Below are 17,952 nucleotides of genomic sequence, written 5' to 3'. Positions count from 1 at the left end.
TTATCAATATGGTATGTTATGTATTGACAGCTTTCAGAAAAATAATCTATGGTATACAGCTTGAGCTAAAATAAGTCTATGAGCAATTTAGAAAACGTCACAATTCATCAATTTAGAGGACTTCGAGATTTAGAACTAAAGGATCTCAGACGGATTAACCTGCTTGTTGGTCTTAACAACTCAGGGAAAACTAGTGTTCTAGAAGCATTATCTGTCTACTGTCATCCATTAGATATTAAAGTATGGCTGAGTACAGCAAATCAACGAGAGCAGGATATGAGAGTGTATCGTACTCGGACACTGGATGCAATAAAGTGGTTATTTACACATAATTCTGCGTCCACTGTAGAACCCGATAAACCTATTATTCTTATTTCTAGCACCGGTTTATTTTCTGTAAAGAAGTTAATAGCAAGCTATGAAGAACAGGAGGAAATATGGTTATCAGAGGAAAGCAATATCAGAAATCTTAGCAACGAAGAAGAAATTGAAAATGATAATGAACAGGAAATTGAAAATGAAGATACACCAAGAGTTAGGAAAGGAATTAAGCTAAAAATAGGGGTATTTCCAGATGATGGTTATCAGTTAAGTTTACTTGGTGAACCATCTGATTTGATTACAGATTTTTTGTTATGGGAGGATGAACGTTTTTATAGATTATCTGGAAAGAGAGAACCAAGTCTAAAGACATCTGTAGTAACACCATCATCTCATCGTTCAGAAGTTAGTCAATTTCGATTACTTTCAGAAGCAACATTTCAAAATTTTAAAGCCGATGTGGTGAAATTATTACAACAGATGGATAAAAATATTTCTGACATAGAAATTTTGTTATCTCCAGAATCTATAAGTTCTCGATTTAATATATATATTCAACATGAAAGACTGGGACTTGCACCAGTTAGCACTTTTGGTGATGGTATTCGTCGCTTATTACATATAGCTCTTAAACTTGCCAGCGTCAAAGGTGGTATTCTTTTAATTGATGAATTAGAGTCAACAATTCATACAGAAGCCTTACAAAATTCTTTTCGATGGTTAGTTAAGTGGTGTACAGAAATGGATATTCAACTATTTGCAACTACTCATAGTCTTGAAGCTGTTGATACTTTATTAGAAGTTACTGAATCAGATTCAGATTTGGTGCTTTATCGCTTAGAACCAAAGGAAGGAAAAACAAAAGTAGTTAGACATGATGGACATAGATTAAGACGATTAAGAGAAGAATTAGGTCAGGAGGTGCGTTGGTGAGTCGGCAATATGTTTTAATTGGTGTTGAGGGGAATCATGATCAGGCTTTTATCTCTAAGATTTTGTGTAAATTATTAGGCTTCTCTAAATTTGATGGGAAGATATCAGAACTAGATCCTTTTTGGCGGAAATTTATCCCTAATTACCCTAAAGGGGGAAAGTTATATGTAAGACTTGATATGCCTGCAATTTTGTATACAGAGACTTTATCAATCGCTTTATATGCAGGTGAAGGAAGTAATTTAATTACTAATTTGAATGATAAATTATCTGATATTGATTATTCTACTTTTTTAGCTTTTGCAATTGTAGCTGATGCTGATGACGATACACCTAACAAAGTTGCAGAAAAATATCATCATGGTTTTAAAGAATATTTCCCTAATTTTCCAACTATAGTTAATCAAAGTGGTAATGTCATAGAAGGTTTACCAAGATTAGGAATTTACATATTACCAGATAATTCTCAACAAGGTGTATTAGATACTTTGATTTGTGATTGTGGAGATTTAGTTTATCCTGAATATATGCAAAGAGCAAGAGAATATATAAATAAATTTTCTGAAGAAGAGAAGAAGAAAAAGCCTTTAAGATGGAAACCTTTTGATCAAGAAAAGGCGATAATTGCTACAGTCGTCAGTGTTCTAAAACCAGGTAAAACTAATCAAACAAGTATTAGTGATAACAGTTGGATTAGTCCTGAAACAGAAGCTCAAATTCCAGCAATTCAAAATTTAACTAAGTTTTTCAGGAACTTGTTGAATTTAGAAACTTGAATAATACCCTAAATTCTACACCTTCTCCCTTGCAGGTGGGACAATACCCAACTTGTTTAACCCTGAATCAATATTTCTCAATAACTTAAAATCATCCTCCGGTAAAGGATAATTACTACTAAATAAACTACATTTTTCCAAAAACGTAAATGCTTGCCGAAATTGCTGCGGTTCTGCCTTAATTGGAGCATCAAAATGACAGGGAATAATCCATTGAAAATCCCAACTAGCAACTTTATTAGCCCAATTTATAGTTTCCTGCGGGGCGCGATTGAGAATCAAACTTTGTAAAATTGGGGCAACAAATATTCGCCCATTTCCTTGCAGAATATTAAATGACTCTTGCCAATTTTCTTGCCATTGGAAGGGGAAAAACCCAAAATAGGCTTTGCGCGAACGTTCTGGTGCTTTTTGAGCATCACCCCATGCTTCACTCCATGTAGGTACTTCTAACACACTAGGGCTGAAATACAAGGAAAATAATGTGATTCGCTGCCACCCTTTGCGGCGATTTGCTGAGGTATCGGCAACCATGTCAAAGGCTTTATCCTTGGCGTGGTACAGTAAGGGATAGGGGTCAAGTTGAACAATTGCTGGTGGCTCTGCTGGTACACAAACTATGGTATCTGTAAGTAAGAGAGTGTGCGATCGCTTGTGGAAAAAAGCCACCTCTGCAAACTTACCCAACCCCAAATCAATCGGTCCAAGGATTGCATAATCAAAATCCTCAGCAAAAGGAGCTTCCTGGCTATTTTCAGGCAGTATGCGAGTCCGTTTACCAGGTAAACCCAACCAACTCAAAGGCAAATTTACGGGAAAACTCCATTGTCCAGGGGAAACAAAAACCTGTGCAGTGGGAAAGCGTCTCGCAAAAGGACCAACAAATACTTTATGTTCTATTCCCGATATCGTAGGCAAAATAATATACTTAACATCACCGTATTCTGCCACCAACTCATTCAGCAACCGGACACATTCTCCAGTCGGTGCGACAGGTGCATAAACCAGCAAACCGCCCTGTTCCAGCTTAACTACAGTCATGCGGATTGGCACAACTACATAGAAAATTCCCTGTAATTGATCAAAAGTCCAGATAGTATCTTTAATAACTTCTTTACGGATAGTGCGCCGTTGACCATAAGGATAAATTGGCACAACAGGCCAAAACCGCCATGAAAAATCCTGGGGATGAATTTTTTCTATATCTCCACTTTCCACCACTTTGCGAACCTCTCTCAATTCCCAATACTCAGATTTTTGTTTGCTTTTCTAAATTTGGAGTTTAGCAAATTATGGGGGTGATCAACATAAAATTATTGATTTTTTAGAAAGATTGGGTTTTCCAACATGAGTAATTTTCATATTAATTTCATATTCCAGCTTGAGTTAATACCTCACTCAAATCAGCAACTAAATCTAAATTTTCTGCCCATTCTATTAAATAACCATAATCCAAAGTTTCTGCTTGTAACTTAATTATCCCCAAAGCATCACGCCATTGTTTTTCTGATTTACTTCCCTTTCCCCAGCGCAATTTTTGTAAAATAATATCTTCTGCTGAAGCTATCCAAAAAGCAGGAATTCCATCTAAATCAACTAATATTCTTCGGTGCATTTGAGATATTGCAAAAGGTGAATTATCAGTAATATAAATATCAGCATTAGCAATAGTTTCTGTATGGGTAATATTCAACATATTTCCCAAACCTCTTTGCAAATCTTCTACCGCACCTACTGGACAATAATATCCAAATGCTTCTAAAGTTTTTACCAGCAAATCTATTTGATTTGGTTTAACTTCTACCACCAAATCTAAATCACGAGTAGAACGTGGTTCTCCATGAATAGAACTAGCAACACCTCTACTTACATAATAATCAATATTAATTGACTCAAAAAGTTGATGTAGTTCTCCTGCTAAAGAAATTGAATCTTGAATCCACATATTTTCATTAATACCTTTTGGTTGAAAGTCAGGAGTAAATTTTTCTCCTAATACAGCACGAGTAAATAGATCACGAATTTCTTGTATAGTTAAATTTCGATGTCGATATTTAATTCCTACAAGACATAGTTTTTTAACTCCTCGTTCATGGGAAATAAATCTTTCTATGCGTTGTTTTAATGATAGTTGTCGCCATTTTTGAAACAAATAAATATCAGATTCTATTGCTGTATCTTGGCTTTGGGGTTGATAATTATACTTGGGAATTGTTGGGAAAAACAAGTTTGATTTTTCTAGCATTGCTAATTTTATAGTATTCTTGAATATTGAGTATTTAACCTGTAACTTAAATTATACTCAAAATATCACGTTTTTCTGATGTAGTGCTTATGTGCGTGTGATTGATGCTTGAAAAGTTAAATTATTAAATTTTATTGAGAGAATGTTTTAAAAAATACAAAGCCTGTTACACTGAAATACATAATTAGAGATTAAATTTAAATTGCATAAAGTCACATGAAATTACGAGCAATATCAGACCTCAAAAATAAAATTATTCTTGGGGATAATTTATCTGTACTCAAACAAATAGAAAATGATACTTTTGATTTAATCATTACTTCACCACCATATTTTCAGCAACGTAATTATGGAAATGGTGGACAAGATGGAGGAAGAAATAACCAAATCAAAAATAATGGTTTTACTATTATTAGAATTTTGGGGAACACGATGAAAAAGGACATCATTTAAAGTCCTGTAGAGATTACTAAAAATAATCATCGTCCAGCAGTTTATCCGATGTATATTATTCAAGAACTGATTAAATTATTAACTCAACAAGGTGATTTTGTCCTTGATCCTTTTTGTGGTAGTGGTACAACTTGTATAGCAGCTAGAAATTTAAATAGAAATTATTTAGGAATTGAAATCAATCCTGATTATGTAAACTTAGCTAATAACCGTATGGAAGAATCTGATTCTCAGCAGCAGGAATTATTTATATGAAATATGATTATAATCAAGAAATAGAAAGATTAGAAAAATCCTATCAGCAAGCAATTGAATTAGTTGAAAATCAATCATTTACAGAATTTGATCAAGAAATAAAAAACTGTGTAGATATTTTTATTCAAAAAATAGAAACCGATAAATCTTTAATTCAGGTAATTATTACCACCCTACTCAAGAAAATAATTAAACCTAAGCAAGATATTAGGTTACACATGGCTAAATTTATCAATGGATATTCTGCAAGAGTTCTTGATACTAAGGTAACTACACCATTTTTTAAAAGTAAATTTCCTAAATATGCTAATAAAGAAACTGCGTTTTTAACTAAAGCAACACGCGCAGAAATTATCTGGAATTTTCTTGTTTTAAGGTGAGTTGTCGTAATTTTTCAGGGTTCAGTTAAGCCTAAAACTCTTTTTTAAAACGAACCACAGAGGCACAGAGGACACAGAGAAAATAGAAGAACAAATTCTTAACTGAATTGTATTGAACTATAAATTACATCTCTTCACGCGAGAATGATTAGTGGTAATTCCTGTAAAAGTAATAAATTACACAAAAAATCTTGCAATACGTATAAAATACTTATTTTTTCTAATTACGCGATTCCTATTGACATCATTTCTATATATATGTTACAAATATATAGAAAAATTAGATATCATAAATATGATGCCAGTCATTAGAATACCTGATCTTATCTACCAAAGACTCCAAGCTATAGCTATTCCCTTTGAAGACACCCCTGTTACTGTCATTGAGCGACTGTTGAGTGAATATGAAGCACGTCAAAAGCCTCAGCAATCGGGTGATATAGAGACACAAAAATCAGAGGAGAGCGAAAAATATCTAGTTCTTGATCCTGAAGCATCTAGTAATTTACGCCATACGAGGGTTATTCGATCTGTTATTGGTGGTAAGGAAATTCGTCAGCCAAACTGGAGTAAAATACTTGATGAGGCACATATACTTGCATGGAAACAAGGTTTATCTTCAGAAGCTCTAATAAAACTTAGTTTGGCAAGGGTTGTCAAGGGAGAGAGCAATGACCCTGGTTTCCACTACTTACGAGAGATAGATATTTCGATCCAAGGAGTAGAAGCAAATCTAGCATGGCGGAATACTCTACATCTCTCAAAAAACCTGAACATACCAGTTGAAGTATATTTCGAGTGGCGCATGAAAGAAGGATCTGCTTATCCTGGTCAGAAAGGAAAACTTATTTGGATACCCAAATAGATTGAAATGAATTATGACTTACGCGAAATACCTCTCAAACTCCCATTTCTCTGTGACCTCTGTGCCTCTGTGGTTCGTTATTCTGTGACTGATGCGTGAGTCCTATACTGTTTCTATATTATTGTGTAACATATATATATTATATGTGTTGCACAATTTATAAGAAATTTCATCTTGTCTGAAAAATATTCTGCACCATTTTCTTCTCTACCCTATCAGCAGCATTATCCAACTCTACCACCTCACCATCACTCAAAACCCACCCCAAAGCCCCAATATTCTCCTTTGCTTGTTTTAGACTTTTAGCCCCAGGAATGGGAATTGTGCCTTTACTAATACACCAATTAATAGCAACTTGAGACATAGTTTTATTGCGTGTATTTGCTATTTCCTGCAAACAACCTAAAAGCGGCTTCATTCCTGGTAATAACTGCTTACATAAAAATCCCCGAATACCTTTGGGAAAACTGCCATTTTCCGAAAACTTTCCGGTTAATAAACCCAACCCTAAAGGACTATAAGCAATTAATGTAATTCCTAACTCATCACAAACATCTTTTAAACCTAATTCCGTCACCGGATAAGTAGATAAAAGTGAATATTGCACCTGCAAAGTTTTAATCGGTATACCTCTTTCCTGAAATCTTTTATGCACCCATAAAAGTCTTTTAGTTCCATAATTAGATAATCCCACACCCTTCACCAAACCTTGCTCATACAAATCACCTAAACCATCTAATAAACCCACCTCTTGCCAAGGTGCATAATTAGCAGTAGACCAGTGCATTTGCACCAAATCAACATTTTTACCTAATCTTTTTGCAGAGGCATGACAAGCTGATATAATTGAATTTCTAGTCCATCTCCAAGGGTATGCGGCTAACTTAGTCGCAATGCAAATATTCTCTTGATTTATTCCCTGATATGCTTGGGCAAATTTCCCTAAAAGTAACTCACTCCGTCCCTTTAATTTACCTGTACCGTAGGAATCACCCGTATCAAATAATGTAATCCCATTGCTCACACATAGATTAAACACCTCTTGTAACTGGTTATCCATACTTTCATCGTATCCCCAGAGCAGTTGATTTCCCCAAGCCCAAGTTCCGCAACCCATGAGAGGAAGATTTAATAAATTGTGAGTTAGCATAATTAAGAAAAACTTGCCAATTGTTATAAACTAACTATTTACGAATAATACCAATGATCCGTAAAGCTAAACCGAATAATTATCATCTTTATTTATCCGCGTTTATCCGCGTGCATCTGCGTTTAATTTTCATTTTAAAACTGTCACAAATACCAAAGTAAAAACTAAATGCCCATTATTATTTGTCCGGGAATCCATGCACCAGAATTAACTAAAAGCTTTATCCAAGGGTGCTTAAATCAAGCTGGTGAAAAATCCATAGATATACTGGTTTATCCTGAACAGGGTTATTTAACTTTATCAACATTTCATATTTTACATTTTTTGTGCGATCGCCTCGGTAATAAGCTAGAATCGCCTGTTATATTCTTATGCTTTAGTGCTGGTGTCATTGGCGGTATAGGTGCAGCCACAGCATGGCAACTTTGGGGAGGTCATGTTCAAGCCTTCATTGCTATTGATGGTTGGGGAGTCCCTCTAGGGGGCAATTTCCCCATACATCGTTTAAGTCATGATCATTACACCCATTGGACTTCAGCTTACCTCGGTATGGGAGAAAACAACTTTTACGCCGATCCAGCAGTTGACCATTTATCAATGTGGCAGTCCCCCCAATCTGTCCAAGGACAGTGGACAAATCCCTCCGTTGGGTTCTCTCCACCCAAACAATACCTCAGTGCATCTGAATTTCTCAATTTCCTATTAGAACGTTATAACAAGAAATAGTGATTATTTATTCCCCATTCCCAAGTATCTAATGCTTCCTCCTGAACCTACTGCTATTAATAACGGTTTTACCGGACTGCTGAAAAACCGGGGTTTTATGCTCCTGTGGATTGGTCAACTAATTTCTCAATTAGCTGATAAGGTATTCTTTGTGTTAATGATTGCCCTACTCAAACTCTACCTACCCAGTAATGAGATAAACGGTGATGCACGCTTCTATTTATACATGGCATTTACCGTACCAGCAATATTGTTTGGCTCTGCTGGTGGTGTTATCGTTGACCGTGTACCAAAAAAACTGATTATGGTAGGTTCAGATGTGGTGCGGGGAATATTCATGGTGTTAATTCCCTTCCTGCCACGACAATTTGGGATACTTTTATTCTTCACCTTTGGTATCTCCACCGTTACCCAGTTTTTTGCCCCAGCGGAACAAGCGTCAATTCCCTTGTTGGTGAGAAAGGAAGGTTTAATGGCTGCTAATGCCCTATTTAGTAGCACCATGATGGCAGCATTAATTATTGGTAATGCAGTGGCTACTCCGATGTTAAATTGGTTTGAAACCTTTAATAAAGGTTTTGGCAAAGAATTGGTTGTCGGCTGCTTGTACCTGATTTCTGCCGTGATTATGATGCCAATTCAGTTTCGAGAACACAGACATATTGACAAAACCGCACCCGCAATTAATCCCTGGGCGGAATTTGTGCTAGGACTGCGCTATCTCAGACAAAATCGGCTGGTGTGGAATGCTATGCTGCAAATTGTCACCTTATACTGCGTATTTGCCGCCCTGATAGAATTAGCCATTGGTATGGCAGCAAGGTTACATTTAGCTCCAGAAGAATTTAGTTCTTTCGTCGCTGCGGCGGGGGTAGGTATGGTGATAGGTGCGGCTATTCTGGGCAATTTTGGACATAGACTATACAATAAACCTTTGCCTTTAATCGGATTTTTGATCATGGCGTTTTCCTTGGGTTTATTCATTTTTATTGATAACCAACCCTTAGCATTAGGACTTTGTATTTTCTTGGGTGTGGGTGCAGCTTTTGTCAACGTGCCAATGCAAACTTTAATTCAACAACAAGCACCATCAGAAATGCACGGTAAAGTCTTTGGCTTTCAAAATCATGCCATTAATATCGCTCTGACAGCACCTCTATTAATTACGACAAAGCTAGTTAATGCCTTTGGATTGTCGGCAGTGTTATTCGGAATGAGTATAGTTGTCGGGGCTATTGGTGTTTGGACATGGCAAAATACTCGGCGGGTATTGCAAGATGTGATCTAGAAATTGTACAATTATGATCCGTTCTTAATGCTAATAAATACGGCTTTCTCTGCAATTGTGAGAATTTTTACATTAAAATGAAGTTTTAAATACAGAATCTAGGCGTTAATTTTAGCTATACTTTGAGGTTAACTGTGGTTTCGTCTTCTCAAATCAGTCTCCCAAAATCTGAAAATAATCAGCAGTCTCCCGTATCTAATTCGTCAGTTCCCTCACCAAAACGGGCATCTGGCGGTTTCGCGTTGATAGATAGTCTCATCCGTCATGGTGTTGAGCATATTTTTGGTTATCCCGGTGGCGCGATTCTACCGATTTATGATGACCTCTATAAAATAGAAGCTGGGGGTACGGTCAAACATATCTTAGTTAGACATGAACAAGGTGCTTCCCACGCCGCCGACGGTTACGCCCGTGCTACTGGTAAAGTGGGAGTATGCTTTGGTACTTCCGGTCCTGGGGCAACCAATTTAGTTACAGGGATTGCTACAGCCTACATGGATTCTATTCCCATGATTGTGGTGACGGGACAAGTACCCCGCGCTGCAATTGGTACAGATGCCTTCCAAGAAACAGATATTTACGGGATTACTTTACCCATTGTTAAGCATTCCTATGTAGTCCGTGATGCCAAAGATATGGCGCGGATTGTCGCTGAAGCTTTTCACATTGCCAGCACTGGTAGACCGGGGCCTGTTTTAATTGATGTTCCCAAAGATGTGGCATTGGAGGAATTTGATTATGTTCCTGTCGCACCGGGTTCGATTAAGTTACCGGGTTATCGTCCCACAGTCAAGGGAAATCCCCGCCAAATTAATGCGGCTATTCAATTAATTCGAGAAAGTCGTCGTCCATTGTTGTATGTTGGGGGAGGAGCGATCGCTGCTAATGCCCACGAAGAAGTCAAACAACTGGCAGAATTATTTAATCTCCCCGTCACTACCACCTTAATGGGTATCGGTGCATTTGACGAACATCATCCCCTGTCGTTGGGAATGTTGGGAATGCACGGTACAGCTTACGCCAACTTTGCTGTTACAGATTGCGATTTATTAATTTGCGTCGGTGCTAGATTTGATGACCGCGTGACAGGTAAATTAGATGAATTTGCCTCTTTAGCTAAAGTCATTCACATTGATATTGACCCCGCAGAAGTCGGTAAAAACCGCGTTCCCGAAGTTCCCATTGTTGGTGATGTTAAAAACGTCTTAAAAGACTTATTACGCCGATGTCAAGACGCAAATACTAAAGCCACACCTAACCAAAATCAAGAATGGTTAAACTTAATTAACAGTTGGAAACAAGATTATCCTTTAATTGTTCCCCATCACGCTGACAGCATTTCTCCCCAAGAGGTAATTGTCGAAGTTGGCACTCAAGCGCCCCAGGCATTTTACACCACAGATGTCGGTCAACACCAAATGTGGGCTGCCCAATTCCTCAAAAACGGACCAAGACGCTGGATTTCTAGCGCTGGTTTAGGAACAATGGGTTTTGGTGTCCCTGCGGCTATGGGTGTAAAGGTAGCATTCCCGGACGAAGAAGTAGTCTGTATTAGCGGTGATGCCAGTTTCCAAATGTGTTTGCAGGAGTTGGGAACACTAGCACAATATGGGATTAATGTCAAGACCTTGATCTTAAATAACGGTTGGCAGGGAATGGTGCGTCAGTGGCAAGAAGCCTTCTATGGACAGCGTTATTCATCTTCTAACATGGAAGTGGGAATGCCTGATATTGAGCTTTTAGCACAGGCTTATGGCATCAAAGGCATGGTAATTACCAAGCGGGAAGAGTTGGCAGATAAAATTGCCGAAATGCTGGCACACAATGGACCTGTAATTGTCAATGTCCACGTTACCAGAGATGAAAACTGCTATCCCATGGTAGCCCCTGGTAAGAACAACTCGCAAATGGTTGGTTTACCTAAGCCAACACCAAGAACCGCAGTTGAATCAATTTCTTGCAGCAATTGTGGCACTCAAAACCAAGCTAATCATAATTTCTGTTCTGATTGTGGAACAAAGTTGTAGTTAGATTTTGTAGGGGTTTAGTATTATGCTTTACCCTTACCTATTCAATATTATGTTTATCTTTTCTTAGAGATTTTCTATAAATTCTTCAGGTGTAATTTGTGCTTGTTTAAGAACACCGCTTAATGTACCAACTTTTAATTCTGGATGTAATGGTACAACACAACCAATTTCACCATTGAGTGTTTGTTTTTTCATGATTATATGACTACCAGTTTGTCTAATTTGATAAAAACCCAAACGTTCTAATGTGCGAATTGCTTCTTTGCTAGAAGTTCGTGGTAATTTAGGCACAAGTAACCTCAATGCTAGTTACATATCTAGGAGAGGTTTCTGGTAAAGGAAATTCTTCTAAATAAAGTCGTGTTGCTTCTTTTAAACCTGTTATTGCTTGTTCTATTGTTTCTCCTTGATCTACTGTACCAACTTCTGGACATTCAGCGATATACATATCATCTTCTTTGTAAATTATGACTGTGAAACTGCGACTTTTCATAGTTTTCATGAGGGTTACATCTAGGTTTATTCTAACATTAAATGTAGGGGTTTAGCATTGCTAAACCCCTACCATATTCTCATTATTTTAAGCTGAGTTTGTAAATCTTTGATTGCTTGTTGTTGATTACCTATTACAGCAAATTGTCATCAAACCCGGAACAAGAACCCCACCCCCAACCCCCTCCCCGCAAGCGATGAGGGGGCTAAGATGTACCTTATATGATTGGAAATCGCTGTAAGTAGGTGGACGTGAAATAACCAAAATGTGTAACGATATGTAAATTCACCTCGATGCGTTATTATCGTTGAGTTTTAGCCATTTCAAAAAACAAAATATATTTTGATTTTCCTCCGCCCACCTACTTAACAATTCGCAAGATATTATATTATTCATAAACTATCTAAATTTAGTTCAAATTAGTAAATTATGGTAATGGGTAATATAATATAATGAAAATATATTCATAAAGAGTCATCTATTAAATGGAAATCCTCCCCAAGTTAATGCGGCAATTCAATTAATTAGAGAAAGTCATCACCCATTGTTGTATATTGGGGAAGGAGCGATCGCAGCTAATGCCCACAATGTGTTTGCAAGAGTTAGGATATATAGTAAAATCTAGTGTTAATGTCAAGACTTTTATCTTAAAGAGAGGTAATTTGGGTGTGTTCTTTGATGCTGAAAAATTAGCAGGTAAGCCGATAAAATTAGTCAGAATGCTGGTAGCAGCTAAAGCTGTCAAAATTCTAGATTTAAATAAGGTGAATGAATTAAAATTATTCCTATGCTAAACCGAATCAAAGACTTAACAACAAACATATCATCCCGCTTAGTTGAAATCCGCCGCCATATTCACGCGCATCCAGAACTTAGTGGCGAAGAATATCAAACTGCTGCCTTTGTTGCGGGTGTGTTATCCGCTAATGGCTTGCACGTAGAAGAAGGTATAGGTAAAACAGGTGTCATTGGTGAATTACAAGGAACTCAATCTAGCGATAGAATCTTAGCAATTCGCACTGATATGGATGCTTTGCCCATTCAAGAACGGACAAGCTTAGAATATGCCTCTCGGATTGAAGGAGTTATGCACGCTTGTGGACATGATATTCATACTACGGTAGGTTTGGGGACAGCGATGGTACTTTCCCAAATTGCCTCAGAATTGGGTGGAAAGGTGCGGTTTTTATTTCAACCCGCTGAGGAAATTGCCCAGGGTGCAAATTGGATGGTAAGAGATGGAGTGATGAATAATGTCGCGGCTATTTTAGGGTTGCACGTTTTTCCTTCCATTCCTGCGGGTTCAGTGGGTATTCGCTACGGTGCATTAACAGCCGCAGCATACAATTTAGAAATTATTATTATTGGTGAATCTGGACATGGTGCGCGTCCCCATGAAGCCATAGATGCAATCTGGATTGCAGCGCAAGTGATTACATCATTGCAACAAGCTATTAGCCGTACTCAAAATCCTTTGCGTCCCGTAGTGTTGAGTATTGGACAAATTAATGGGGGAAGAGCGCCAAATGTGATTGCTGATAAAGTACAATTATTGGGAACAGTGCGATCGCTTCACCCAGAAACCCGCGACAAACTACCACAGTGGATTGAAAATATAGTTGCTAATGTTTGTAATTCTTACAATGCAAAATATCAAGTTAACTATCATCGAGGTGTACCCAGTGTCCAAAATGATAACGCCCTAACACAATTATTACAATCATCAGCGGAAGAAGCTTGGACTAATAATTGTGTACGAATTTTACCAGAACCATCTTTAGGTGCAGAAGATTTTTCTGTTTATTTAGAACACGCCCCTGGTTCAATGTTTCGTTTAGGTGTAGGCTATGAAGAGAGAATAATTAACCATCCCTTGCATCATCCTCAATTTGAAGTTGATGAATCTGCTATTATTACTGGAGTAGTCACATTAGCTTATGCAGCTTATAAATATTGGCTAAATTCAGAACTATGATTTGCGTGATTTATTTAATTTCGATGATTAATTAGTCGGAACTATGATTTCTAGTATTCATTTAATTTTCATGATTAATTAGTCAAACAAATCAAAAAAATCACAGTTGAAAATTCGCTCTTTAAATAAATTCAAGAAAATTACACTGTCAATCATGCCACCAATCGAAACTATAGATTCAAACTCATCAGAACAAACCACTAATAATTGGTATTTAGTAAGTGTCCGTTCTAAAAAAAGAGAAGTATTTTTGAAATATCTGAATTTAGCTATTAGCCAAAATCAATTACAGGATTTAGTGACAGAAATAAAAAGTCCCCAAGATGCAGTTTATCAAGATATTGTTTTATTAAAAATCAGTAATTTCAAAACTGCTTGTATACAACTTAAAAAAATTGAATGTTTCCAAAATATCGAACGGAAACCTTTAGCATTACCACAAGTGAATAGAATGTTGGGTATTGGGTAAATTTGGCTATAAATAGCTAATTACCTATTCATAAAAAATACTCCACAACCGTCAACCAACGAAATTAATTATCATTTCCACCAGGAGATTGCGGGAAGGCTGGGAGCCGCGTCTCTTTAGAGCGCGGGGGAAAGCCTACTCGTGCAGTTCGACAAGCTCACTGACCACGGTTTTAACCGCTTCCAATATTCTCAACCATGATGCGGGTCATTAATATATCTTTCTATAGTATCAGCAGCAACGTTTCCAGCAGTTGAAAAGAAATAGCTGCTAGTCCAAAGTGACGGTAGCTTTTTTAATTCTGGGAACTCTTTTCTTAGGTAATTAGATGAGCGTCCTTTAAATGCTTTAACTACCTGAAATATTGCATCAGTTGGATGAATCTCTACGAATAAATGAATGTGATCTGGTGCAACTTCTAACGCCCGAATATTCCAATCTTTTTCAATAGCTAATGCCGAAAATATCTCAAAAATCCTATCCCTGATTTTCCCTACAAGCACTTTTTTTCGGCGTTTAGGTATCCAGACTAAATGAATCACGCTCAATCCGACAGCGTGATTATAATGCCGATATTCATAAGAACTTTTTTTCATATATTTTAGCTATTGACTTCCTTTAAATTGTAGACTAAGATAGTCATATCGTCAATCATATCAACAAAATAAACCTGTGCAAATACGCTGGAGATTCAAGCTACAACCGAATATTGGGCAACAAGCCTTAATGTCTGAGTGGCTTGTTACTTTGCGGAAACACAGAAATTATTGTTTAGCAGAACGTCAGCGCGGATTTGAAACTAATAACCAAAAATCAGATGAGTCTGTTATGTACCAATATGGCGCATTTTCAGACTTAGATAGTCGTATTGAATATGGTTCTTATTGCCCATTAACCTGCCCTATCGTTAAGCATGGCGTAATGTCCTCTGGGCTAACAAAAAATAGTAAGAAGCATGGTTTAAGCTGGGGTAGTGCGACTGATATTCAAAGTAAGAGAACAACTGAATTACGTTCTGAATCTGAATGGTATAGCCGAATTAATTCAGATGTTTTACAAGGTAATTTAGCTAAATTAGATATTGCTTATAACGGATTTTTTCAACACAAAAGGGGTTTTCCTGCGTTTCGTAAAGCAGCTAATTTTAAAACTTTTCAATTCAAGCCAGGACAAGTAAAATTAACCGTTAATCGTGAATCCAATCAGCCCCGATGCTATTCCCATGCCTACTTTCCTGGACTGGGGACTATGCGCTATTTTGATAGTCGGACTATTCCCGTAGATGCTGACATTAGGACGGTAACAGTAATTAAAGAAGCTGACGGATGGTACATGAGTGTATTACTCAATTTACCTGAATCGCTACCTGAAGTCACAGAAATTGAAACTGTCAAATCAGCGGTGGGTATTGACGTAGGAATTAAGTGCGATTCGTTGTTAGTTGAATCACGGTATCCAGCCCGTACATAAGCTAACCAACCCAACTCTAGTAATAGAGGAAAGGTTGAACTCTCGGTCTGATATGGGTGTAAGTCCCATCTACCAGACTCAGGTATGACTCCCTATCTGCCTACGATGACCCGACTCGGTTTCGGGAGGTCGAAGCTAGGAACAGGGCGCAATCAGACATCCGTTGTGGGGTGACACTGGTGCTAATGGGGAGTTCCCACGGTGAAACAGAGCCTAGAAAAGCGACTAACTACGAAGCAGGACACAACATTAAAAATCCTGACTTAACTGGAATTAATTCCCGCCGCATCTTTAATTAATAGCGGCAAGAGTCTAGGGATTCCAGTAGTTGAAATGGCTACACCTAAAGGAACTAACAATCTAACCGAGGGAACGAATAAAAACGGATTGAGGGTCTTAGGGAGGTCGAACCCTAAAGTAGGCTAGACGAGCAGCGGAACTCCTTCAATTCGGGTAGGACAGACCGTAATTGGTCTGAGGTGTTCAGAATACACAAATTGGAGCAGAGCATGATTAGACACAGAGAAAACTCTAGTGAATCCTGGAAAACGTTACCTTGGAAGAAATTCCGCCGTAACCTATTCCGCCTACAAAAACGAGTGTACAAAGCGGTTCAAGTTGGCGACAAGCGCAAAGCTAAGTCCCTACAAAAGCTGATTCTGAAATCAACCGCAGCAAGATTACTGGCTATTCGTCAAGTAACACAGCTAAATGCTGGGAAAAAGACAGCGGGAATTGACGGGAAAACCGCGCTCTCATTCGAGCAAAGGTTTGAACTAAATGAAAAACTTAGAACAGAATGCAATAACTGGAATCACCAGGGATTGCGTGAAATACCCATCCCTAAAAAGGATGGTAAAACCCGGATTCTCAAAGTCCCCACTATTGCCGATAGGGCGTATCAATGCCTTATCAAATACGCATTAGAACCAGCGCACGAAGCAACCTTCCACGCATACAGCTATGGGTTTAGGACGGGGCGTTCGGCTCACGATGCCCAGAAAATCCTGTTCAACAACCTACGCTCATTTTGCAATGGAATAGATAAACGAGTTATAGAACTCGATATTGAAAAATGCTTTGACAGGATAAACCATACCGCCATCATGGATAAACTTATCGCTCCTAAGAGTATAAGACAGGGAGTATTCCGCTGTCTCAAAGCCGGAGTTAATCCAGAGTTTCCTGAACAAGGAACACCTCAAGGCGGGGTGGTAAGTCCACTTTTAGCTAACATCGCCTTAAATGGGATTGAAAGTATTCACAGATATCACCAGATGTCAGGCTACAGAATCACAGACAAGACCCCAAAGGAAAGGATTATTGAGCCATCAATTCGCTACGCCGATGATATGGTAATAATACTCAGACCACAAGACGATGCAACTGATATACTTGACAAAATCAGTCAGTTCTTAGCAGAGCGGGGAATGAAAGTCAGTGAGAAAAAGACAAAGTTAACCGCCGCGACAGAGGGGTTTGATTTCCTCGGCTGGAATTTTAAAGTCCAGAAAAACGGGAAGTTTAGATGCGTCCCATCAGCGGACAATTTCAAAGCTTTCCGCAAGAAAGTAAAACACATCGTCAACAACTCGAATTATGGTTCTACCACAAAGGCTGAGAAATTAGCCCCTGTAGTTAGAGGTTGGAGGAATTACCACCGCTTCTGCAAGATGGACGGGTCAAGAAACTCGTTATTCCACATCGAAACTAGAGCATTTAGGGTATTCAACAAGGAAACAAAGCAGAATCGCTACACTAGTAAGCAATTACTAGATAAGGCGTTCCCAGCAGTCCCTTACTCCGAAAATAAACATATCAATGTCAAAGGTGAAAAATCACCCTACGACGGAGATATAACCTACTGGAGCGAACGCAACAGTAAGTTATATGACGGTAACACCTCTAAAGCCCTCAAACGGCAAAACCATAAATGTGGTAATTGTGGGTTAAAAATGCTCAGTGATGAGAAGGTACACTTACATCATATAGATGGAAACCATAAGAATGGTAAACCTAAAAACCTTCTAGCAATTCATGAAAGCTGCCACGATTATATTCACATGAGCAAAAGCGAAAGCTAAGAACATCGGAAGCTGGATGCCGTGAAAGTGGCACGTCCA

Annotated in this window: 20 protein-coding genes; 14 read left to right on the top strand and 6 right to left on the bottom strand. The window is 38.1% G+C overall.

From position 1 onward, the window contains the following. Positions 1–78 precede the first annotated feature (78 nt). A complete protein-coding gene (locus tag HEQ36_RS16155) occupies positions 79–1,254 on the top strand; it encodes an ATP/GTP-binding protein (protein ID WP_168637149.1) in 1,176 nt (391 codons plus the stop codon). After that, complete coding sequence (locus tag HEQ36_RS16150; RefSeq protein ID WP_168637148.1) at positions 1,251–2,030, top strand: DUF3226 domain-containing protein; 780 nt, start codon at positions 1,251–1,253, stop codon at positions 2,028–2,030. The genes HEQ36_RS16155 and HEQ36_RS16150 overlap by 4 nt, the downstream gene beginning before the upstream one ends. 15 nt (positions 2,031–2,045) lie before the next feature. On the opposite strand, the gene HEQ36_RS16145 is transcribed toward HEQ36_RS16150, so the two are convergent. Then, positions 2,046–3,251: a DUF4336 domain-containing protein gene (locus HEQ36_RS16145; RefSeq protein WP_168637147.1), complete on the bottom strand. Its 1,206-nt coding sequence runs from the start codon at positions 3,249–3,251 to the stop codon at positions 2,046–2,048. A 148-nt stretch (positions 3,252–3,399) separates the two neighbouring features. Further along, positions 3,400–4,275, bottom strand: coding sequence for a hypothetical protein (locus tag HEQ36_RS16140; RefSeq protein ID WP_168637146.1), 876 nt, complete (start codon positions 4,273–4,275; stop codon positions 3,400–3,402). Between the two features lie 216 nt (positions 4,276–4,491). On the opposite strand from HEQ36_RS16140, the gene HEQ36_RS16135 reads away from it, so the two are divergent. From HEQ36_RS16135 to HEQ36_RS16120, 4 genes are all read left to right on the top strand, one after another. Further along, positions 4,492–4,728, top strand: a complete 237-nt coding sequence (locus HEQ36_RS16135) for a site-specific DNA-methyltransferase (RefSeq protein ID WP_053538366.1) — start codon at positions 4,492–4,494, stop codon at positions 4,726–4,728. A gap of 12 nt (positions 4,729–4,740) precedes the next feature. Next, positions 4,741–4,983, top strand: a complete 243-nt coding sequence (locus HEQ36_RS16130; protein ID WP_290708064.1) for a site-specific DNA-methyltransferase — start codon at positions 4,741–4,743, stop codon at positions 4,981–4,983. Then, positions 4,980–5,363 carry a hypothetical protein gene (locus HEQ36_RS16125; protein WP_053538368.1) on the top strand — a complete coding sequence of 128 codons (384 nt, stop codon included), beginning with the start codon at positions 4,980–4,982 and terminating at the stop codon, positions 5,361–5,363. The genes HEQ36_RS16130 and HEQ36_RS16125 overlap by 4 nt, the downstream gene beginning before the upstream one ends. Positions 5,364–5,658: 295 nt before the next feature. Continuing rightward, the gene (locus HEQ36_RS16120; protein WP_233455596.1) at positions 5,659–6,228 is read left to right on the top strand and encodes a hypothetical protein; all 570 of its coding nucleotides are present in this window, start codon (positions 5,659–5,661) and stop codon (positions 6,226–6,228) included. Positions 6,229–6,397: 169 nt separating this feature from the next. Here the strand turns inward: HEQ36_RS16120 and HEQ36_RS16115 are convergent, their stop codons facing one another. Beyond that, positions 6,398–7,378 carry an aldo/keto reductase gene (locus HEQ36_RS16115; RefSeq protein WP_053538369.1) on the bottom strand — a complete coding sequence of 327 codons (981 nt, stop codon included), beginning with the start codon at positions 7,376–7,378 and terminating at the stop codon, positions 6,398–6,400. A gap of 168 nt (positions 7,379–7,546) precedes the next feature. On the opposite strand from HEQ36_RS16115, the gene HEQ36_RS16110 reads away from it, so the two are divergent. From HEQ36_RS16110 to ilvB, 3 genes are all read left to right on the top strand, one after another. Further along, positions 7,547–8,104: a hypothetical protein gene (locus HEQ36_RS16110; protein ID WP_053538370.1), complete on the top strand. Its 558-nt coding sequence runs from the start codon at positions 7,547–7,549 to the stop codon at positions 8,102–8,104. Between the two features lie 31 nt (positions 8,105–8,135). Then, positions 8,136–9,392, top strand: a complete 1,257-nt coding sequence (locus HEQ36_RS16105; RefSeq protein ID WP_053538371.1) for an MFS transporter — start codon at positions 8,136–8,138, stop codon at positions 9,390–9,392. A 134-nt stretch (positions 9,393–9,526) separates the two neighbouring features. Beyond that, positions 9,527–11,419 carry a biosynthetic-type acetolactate synthase large subunit gene (ilvB, locus tag HEQ36_RS16100; RefSeq protein WP_053538372.1) on the top strand — a complete coding sequence of 631 codons (1,893 nt, stop codon included), beginning with the start codon at positions 9,527–9,529 and terminating at the stop codon, positions 11,417–11,419. Positions 11,420–11,485: 66 nt separating this feature from the next. On the opposite strand, the gene HEQ36_RS16095 is transcribed toward ilvB, so the two are convergent. Continuing rightward, positions 11,486–11,713: a type II toxin-antitoxin system HicA family toxin gene (locus HEQ36_RS16095; protein ID WP_168637145.1), complete on the bottom strand. Its 228-nt coding sequence runs from the start codon at positions 11,711–11,713 to the stop codon at positions 11,486–11,488. Further along, a complete protein-coding gene (locus HEQ36_RS16090; protein WP_233455595.1) occupies positions 11,706–11,924 on the bottom strand; it encodes a type II toxin-antitoxin system HicB family antitoxin in 219 nt (72 codons plus the stop codon). Before HEQ36_RS16090 ends, HEQ36_RS16095 begins: the two co-directional genes overlap by 8 nt. 569 nt (positions 11,925–12,493) lie before the next feature. On the opposite strand from HEQ36_RS16090, the gene HEQ36_RS16085 reads away from it, so the two are divergent. The 3 genes from HEQ36_RS16085 to HEQ36_RS16075 all read left to right on the top strand — a co-directional run bounded on the left by HEQ36_RS16085 (position 12,494) and on the right by HEQ36_RS16075 (position 14,359). Next, positions 12,494–12,709: a hypothetical protein gene (locus HEQ36_RS16085; protein WP_168637124.1), complete on the top strand. Its 216-nt coding sequence runs from the start codon at positions 12,494–12,496 to the stop codon at positions 12,707–12,709. After that, a complete protein-coding gene (locus tag HEQ36_RS16080; protein WP_290708049.1) occupies positions 12,703–13,890 on the top strand; it encodes a M20 family metallopeptidase in 1,188 nt (395 codons plus the stop codon). The genes HEQ36_RS16085 and HEQ36_RS16080 overlap by 7 nt, the downstream gene beginning before the upstream one ends. 154 nt (positions 13,891–14,044) lie before the next feature. Next, complete coding sequence (locus HEQ36_RS16075; RefSeq protein WP_052149829.1) at positions 14,045–14,359, top strand: hypothetical protein; 315 nt, start codon at positions 14,045–14,047, stop codon at positions 14,357–14,359. A gap of 191 nt (positions 14,360–14,550) precedes the next feature. Here the strand turns inward: HEQ36_RS16075 and tnpA are convergent, their stop codons facing one another. Continuing rightward, a complete protein-coding gene (gene tnpA, locus HEQ36_RS16070; protein WP_039202577.1) occupies positions 14,551–14,955 on the bottom strand; it encodes an IS200/IS605 family transposase in 405 nt (134 codons plus the stop codon). 76 nt (positions 14,956–15,031) lie between these two features. On the opposite strand from tnpA, the gene HEQ36_RS16065 reads away from it, so the two are divergent. Both HEQ36_RS16065 and HEQ36_RS16060 read left to right on the top strand, forming a co-directional pair. After that, complete coding sequence (locus tag HEQ36_RS16065; RefSeq protein WP_290708047.1) at positions 15,032–15,829, top strand: transposase; 798 nt, start codon at positions 15,032–15,034, stop codon at positions 15,827–15,829. A 509-nt stretch (positions 15,830–16,338) separates the two neighbouring features. Then, positions 16,339–17,913 carry a reverse transcriptase domain-containing protein gene (locus HEQ36_RS16060; RefSeq protein ID WP_290706444.1) on the top strand — a complete coding sequence of 525 codons (1,575 nt, stop codon included), beginning with the start codon at positions 16,339–16,341 and terminating at the stop codon, positions 17,911–17,913. The last annotated feature ends 39 nt before the right edge of the window (positions 17,914–17,952 follow it).

It is taken from the genome of Anabaena sp. 54 (genome assembly GCF_017355725.1).
GTDB lineage: Bacteria > Cyanobacteriota > Cyanobacteriia > Cyanobacteriales > Nostocaceae > Dolichospermum > Dolichospermum heterosporum.
Note: the sequence above shows the minus strand (reverse complement) of the source record. Positions and strands in the feature narration are given on the sequence as shown.